Genomic DNA, 4,964 nt, shown 5'->3' with positions numbered 1-4,964 from the left:
GCCGCTTCGTCCAGGACCTCCAGCATGTTTTCATATGGGTTATATGCTTTTGCCATGACAAACTCCTCCTGATCTAAATTCTTTTCCTTCTTTTGTGAAAGCAGGGACGCACCAGGCCGGAACCGTCCGCCGCTTTTATCGCCGCTTTTTTCGGAAAGGGGTGCCAGCCCCCGTTTCCAGTTCTCATGCTAGCACACCTAAAACCCGGAATCAAACAGAATCCTTCCAAAATCCGAATTGCCGTTTGGGGTGGGATAAAAATATCTCATTTTGAAATTGAAATAACAATTTGATGAAAGAAATCCGTCTAAATAAGCCCTTCTGGATTCGCGGGATTTTGCTGGAAGGCTAAAAAACCAGCTGTTTATGCTGGATTGAAGCGCTTTTTTGCAAAAAAGATTTTGCAGGAATAACGGCGGAATAAATTGGGCGCGTGGCCGGGTACATATGGGAGCGGCAAAAAAAGAACGGGATTCCCCTGTCATAATCCTGCTGCCGCAAAGAACCTGCGGGATGAATAAACTGCTGCATAAATCGTACAGATCTGGAAAAAGCACAGGTGAAAATGAAGGAAAATAATGCGCAATTGTAACGAATTTGTAAAATTCCTTAGGATTTTCACGGTTGTTCACAATTCGTGCAAGGAAACAAGGTAAAATGGCAACTGGCTGTAAAGAGCCTGTAATTTTCATGTGATGAGACCTGTGAAACCAACTGTATAAACCGGAGGAAATAACCGTGATAGATACCACTGCCAAGAGCCTGAAGTACACTCGAACGGCGGAAAAGTCCCGTGTGTTTTCGCTCAATTTGGTCCTGCGGCTCGCGGCAACGCTGCTGATCCCGACCATTACCCTCTTTACCGTGGAATGGATCCACCGGGGAACCCTTGCCGGGTTCTTCACTATTTTCGAAAAGCATCCCGAGAGCTTCCTGCTCGCGTGGCTGTTCCTGCTGCTCCTCTATATCGCGGTCAGCCGGCTCACCGGGCGTTATCCGCTCGCGACCCTGACCGTCTGCCTGCTGGGCAATCTGCCCGCGGCTGTGACCTGGTTCAAACTTCAGCTGCGCGGTGAGCCGTTTCTGCCGTGGGATATTTCTCAGGCGGCAGAAGCCTCGAACGTCATGGGCAAGGCAAACCTAGAGATGCAGCCCTCGATGGCTTGGACGATCGTGATATTCGTGCTGTTGACCGCCCTGAGCTTTTTTGTCCGCGCTCCGCGACGCAGCGAGGCTCCCCGTGCTTTCTGGAGGCGGATGGCGGCCGGTGCGGGCGCCACGGCGGCGCTCGCGTTTGTGGTCTTTGGAATTTACCTGCGGCCCGTGGCAACCGAAAAGCTGAACATTATCCCTGACATGTGGATGCAGAACCGTTACTACCGCAATTACGGCGTGATCACTGGCTTCATGTCGAACCTGCAGTCGCTCAATATCGCGAAGCCGGAAGGCTACAGCGCGGGCGCGGTCCAGTCGCTGAAAACCCGGATAGAAACAAACAAACCGGACCGCCCGCTTTTCTTTGACAGTTATGCCGCCACGCTCGGCAAAAAAGAGAGGGAACCGAACATCATCTACATCATGAACGAGGCGTTCTATGATGTGGAGGAACTGCCCGGCATCGTCTTTGACCAGCCGGTCACCCCAAATCTGCAGCGGATGAAAGAAACCGCCGCGACCGGAAAATCCTATTCCCCAAGCTTTGGCGGCGGCACCTGCGACGTGGAATTTGAGGCGCTGACCGGTTATTCGGTCGAACATCTGCCGGCGGGCTGTAAGCCCTATCAGCAGCACGTCACCCGCGACATGTTTGCGCTGCCTTCCTACCTCAAGGATCAGGGTTACCGCACCGTCGCGATTCACGGCTACTACCGCAAATACTGGAGCCGCGACAAGGCTTATCCGCATCTTGGCATCGACACCTTTATCGCGGCGGACGACTTCGTAAATCCGGAAAAGAAGCGAAGCCATTACTGGAAAGGTGGCCTCATTTCCGATGCGGAAATGGGCCGGATGATCATCGATCAGTTTGAAAATAAGGGCGAAGGGGAGAAGCTCTTCATCCACGCGGTGACCATGCAGAACCATTCGAGCTACAACGCGGAAAACTATCCGGAAGAGGAGCTTGTGAATATTGTGAGCGCGCCGGAGGGCATCTCGGAGGACACCCTATCCCAGCTGCGTGATTTCGCAACCGGCATCAGGGAAAACGACGCGATGCTCGGCGCGTTGGTGGATTATTTCTCCCAGGTGGAGGAGCCGACCATCCTCGTTTTCTGGGGCGACCATTACAACACGGTCGGCAAAGGCTACGAGCTCTATGAAAAAACCGGATTCATTGAGCCGGGCGATACCAAATCCCCAAAGCTGCACGCCACGCCGCTGGTCATCTGGAGCAACTACTACCAGAAGCCGGTCGATATCGGCACCGTCGCTTCCTATAATATCACCCCGGTGATGATGGACCTCTACGGCATCAAAAAGCCGCCGATGTTCGATTTTCTCCTGCAGGAGATGAAGGTATTCCGCGCCCGCACCCGCGGCGTCACGATCAATCCGGACGGTACCACTTCACAGGAGATGACCGCGGAGCAGGAAAAGTGGTTCAACGACCACTGGCTGCTGCAATACGACCAGATGTTTGGCTCCGATTACCTGAATCAACCCGCCAAGCAAACATAAAAGAAAAGAGAACCGGCCCCGTTTTTATGGGGCCGGTTCTCTTTGGTCAGGCGCGGGTCAGGCGGCGTCACAGCCGCCGTGCCGCCCGGCGCCGGAGGTAAAATTTGCGGTGAAAAGGGAACCCGCGCAGATTGGCAGGTAGAAGGTCGCGGCGCGCCAGAGCAGCACCGAGGCCGCCAGGAACCGTGCGGGGAAAAACATGGCGAAGAGCAGGTGAAAGCCGAGTTCGGCGCCGCCCGCCGCGCCGGGCAGCGGAATGAATGAGGTGAGGTTTAAAACAAACGCGCCGGCCGCGAGGATGGAAAAAGCAGGCGCGCCGGTGAGCCCGAATGAATGGTAGAGGACAAGCGGGATCAGAAAGAAGGCGGTAAGCTGCGCGACGGTGAGCGCCGCCATCTGAAAGATGAGCAAAGCGTGGTGGCGCATCGCGGCAAAGCCCTCATAAAAACCGGCGAGCTCTTTTTCGAGCTGTTCGCGGGCACGGTCCGGGTCCTTGAGGACCCGCAGTTTCGTAAGCACTTGAACGCCCCAGAGGAGAAACCGCCGGGTCGCTTTCGGGAAGCAGCAGAGGGACAGAAGCCCCGCGATGACCGCGGCGTTCACCCCGAAGCCCAGGAGCACCAGGAGGCCCAGCCCGCGCACCTGCGCCGAGAACATTTTGTAACGCAACAGGAGCGTGACGAGCGAATAGAGGGTGAGTACGCTTTGATAGACGATGAATTTGATCATCAGCGCGCAGGAGGCGGTGCCAAACGGCACGCCGGATTTTACAAGATGATAGGCCTGCACCGGCTGGCCGCCGCTTGCAAATGGGGTGATGCAGTTAAAAAGCTGTCCGATCATGGAAGTTTGCAGGGTGCAGGCGAATTTCTGACCGGGGTGGAATTTCTGTACCGCCAGATGCAGAATCTGTGATTCGAGCAGCCAGTAAGCGGCCATCAGGCCACAGGCCGCAATGAGCCAGGCCGGGCGCGCTGACCGCAGCGCGCTCCAGAGATTTGCGGCGCCGTCGGTTTTGAGCATATAGATAAATACCAGCGCGGAAAGGCCGATGATCACCAAAATATTGCGGGTTTGCTTTTTCATGCCGGGACCCTCTTTCCGTGGCGGGCAGGATGCAGGACCGGGGCGGTGGCGAGCGCGGTGTAAAAGCTGTCCCACATCGAAAGAACATGCGCCTTGCCATAGAAGGCATGTCCGCGTTTTGCACCGTCTTTGGCAGCGGCGTAAAAGGCGGGATCATTTTGCAGGCGGCGCAGCAGGCTTTCAAACTCATTCTGCGTTTTGCCCTTGCAGTAGAAGTCAAACAGGATGTCCGGGTAGACTTCGATATCCCGCAGCAGGAGGGGAATCTGGCAGCTCATTGCTTCCAGAATCGTCATCGGGAACAGTTCGTCATAGCTCGGCAGGAACATCACGTCCCCTAGGTTATAGATGCCGTTCATCGCGCCGCGCGGGACGATACCGGTGAAAATGAGGTTGCTGGGGTGCTGTTCCAGGAGTTTGGAAATTTCCTCATATCCGTCGGTCATCTTCCCGAACGAGAAACCGCCTGCCCAGAGGAACTGGATGTCCGGCATTTTTGCGGCCAGATCCGCGAATTCGAGCACGCCCTTACGGGTCTGCAGCTGACCGGCGCAGACTACTGTAAACCGATCCGGATCAAGCCCATAGCTTTTGCGAAGCGTCCGTTTTTCGTCCGCGGAAACGGGATGGAATTCCCGGTCGTCGACGTAATTTGGAATGTAGGTGATCTTCTCGCGCGGGATGCCGTAGGCGGCGAGCTTCTCAATAAACACGGGGTTTACCACCACGAGCGCGTCCATGCTCTTATAAAAAGCGATCAAATAGCGGTAAAAGACCGCTTTGGCCGCCCGGGGCAGCTGCAGGCTGCCGTCGATTGTTTCGGGCAGGAAATGGACATATCCCACTGTCCTGCCGTGCAGTTTTGCAAGCGGCAGGGTGAGGAAATAACCAAGGTTTACAGTGTGATAATGGGTGATATCCCCGCCTTTTTTGCAGTTATCGATCACTGTGAACCGGTCTGCGAGGCCCTCCTGAACCAGTCGGATTTGCTCTTTGCCGGCGGAGAGGACGCCGTGCCCTTCCACCATGTCGGCGTGCGAGCGTACGTTTATAATATATTTTCCGGTATTTGTCATGATAAACCGCTCCTTTCCGGTCGAACCGTATCCGATCTCATAAACCAGTTTACCCGCAATGGGTAAAGTACAGTTTACAAGGGACTACACAGGGTAGGTATCTGACGGGAGGGGTTCCGCCCG

The 4,964-nt window shown here is 55.2% G+C and carries 4 protein-coding genes; 1 reads left to right on the top strand and 3 read right to left on the bottom strand.

Annotated features, from left to right (window positions below):
* Positions 1-197: 197 nt before the first annotated feature.
* Positions 198-692, bottom strand: a complete 495-nt coding sequence (locus DWV16_RS18925; protein ID WP_147349500.1) for a hypothetical protein — start codon at positions 690-692, stop codon at positions 198-200.
* 46 nt (positions 693-738) lie between these two features.
* Here DWV16_RS18925 and DWV16_RS18630 point away from each other — a divergent pair, with 46 nt between their 5' ends.
* Positions 739-2,679, top strand: a complete 1,941-nt coding sequence (locus tag DWV16_RS18630) for an LTA synthase family protein (protein WP_243007376.1) — start codon at positions 739-741, stop codon at positions 2,677-2,679.
* A 57-nt stretch (positions 2,680-2,736) separates the two neighbouring features.
* On the opposite strand, the gene DWV16_RS18625 is transcribed toward DWV16_RS18630, so the two are convergent.
* Both DWV16_RS18625 and DWV16_RS18620 read right to left on the bottom strand, forming a co-directional pair.
* The gene (locus tag DWV16_RS18625; RefSeq protein ID WP_118480938.1) at positions 2,737-3,765 is read right to left on the bottom strand and encodes a lysylphosphatidylglycerol synthase transmembrane domain-containing protein; all 1,029 of its coding nucleotides are present in this window, start codon (positions 3,763-3,765) and stop codon (positions 2,737-2,739) included.
* On the bottom strand, positions 3,762-4,841 hold the full coding sequence (locus DWV16_RS18620) for a glycosyltransferase family 4 protein (RefSeq protein WP_066460356.1): 1,080 nt from the start codon (positions 4,839-4,841) through the stop codon (positions 3,762-3,764). Before DWV16_RS18620 ends, DWV16_RS18625 begins: the two co-directional genes overlap by 4 nt.
* Between the last annotated feature and the right edge of the window lie 123 nt (positions 4,842-4,964).

Origin of the sequence: Anaerotruncus sp. AF02-27 (assembly GCF_003465835.1) — a bacterium.
Classification (GTDB): Bacteria; Bacillota; Clostridia; order Oscillospirales; family Ruminococcaceae; genus Anaerotruncus; species Anaerotruncus rubiinfantis.
Note: the sequence above shows the minus strand (reverse complement) of the source record. Positions and strands in the feature narration are given on the sequence as shown.